Origin of the sequence: Ligilactobacillus ubinensis, from assembly GCF_024160875.1 — a bacterium.
GTDB lineage: Bacteria > Bacillota > Bacilli > Lactobacillales > Lactobacillaceae > Ligilactobacillus > Ligilactobacillus ubinensis.
The window spans coordinates 1-897 of sequence record NZ_JAIULA010000050.1; the positions used below are offsets into that span (position 1 = coordinate 1).

Genomic DNA, 897 nt, shown 5'->3' on the forward strand with positions numbered 1-897 from the left:
GAAGCTTTTTTACAATATTTACGTAAGTGAAAACGATCTAAGATGAAGGTGCACTGTGGAATAAAGTCGACTCCACACTTAATCCATTGAGCACCGTCGCCACTCAAATAAACTCTTTCTGACTGATAGTTGGCATTTACATAATCTAGGACTGTCGTCCATAATTCTTCATTATCTCCGCTCAGATAGTTACCTGTAAAGTAATGTGGATTGATCAGCGGATGCCGCGAATCAGTTAGATCATAACCTTCATGGACATAAACCAATTTCATGAAACGGTTAGTCCCATCCTGGTAAGCAACATGATCTTCGTCAGCTTCAATAAATAGCGTTTGGATTGGTTTTTTAGTAGGTTTCTCAGTCACAGAAGGTTCATTGGGCAATTGTTTTCCTTCATGATGAACGATGTTCATTACCGTTGTTTTGGAATGTATTCCCAGATGTGGGATCATAGAAAGTGCTTCTTGGTAAGTATGCCCCGCAACATTTTCTAAAATTCGCGCTTTGACCCCAAGGGTCATCCGGCTATATTTCTGCCAGCTTAGGACTTCATCCAACAAAAAGAAATAATCTTGGGTTTCTTTATTTTGATAATACGTTCGCTTGACAGTGAAATCACCATACAAAGTCGACTTAGTTGTTTCACGGATATCTTTGATTGCAAATTGATGTTTGCGAATCTCAGACTCCTTAAACTTCCGGTCGGCTTCTTCTAGAAAGGCTCTGATCAAGTTTAGGCATAGTTTTCTCCCTGCAGTCATAGTATTTTCGATCCATTCATCAAAGGTAAGTGCCTGATCCAGTACTTTTTCACCATTTTTTGTAAAATCCGTCCACATTTCTTCGCTCATTTGTTGTAAAATATTCATTAGGAAATAACTCTCTCTTTCATTGTTC

The 897-nt window shown here is 38.7% G+C and carries 1 protein-coding gene; it reads right to left on the bottom strand.

Annotated features, from left to right (window positions below):
* On the bottom strand, nucleotides 1–869 hold an 869-nt coding region (locus LB941_RS12295), incomplete at its 3' end, for a UPF0236 family transposase-like protein (RefSeq protein ID WP_253362270.1).
* Nucleotides 870–897 lie beyond the last annotated feature (28 nt).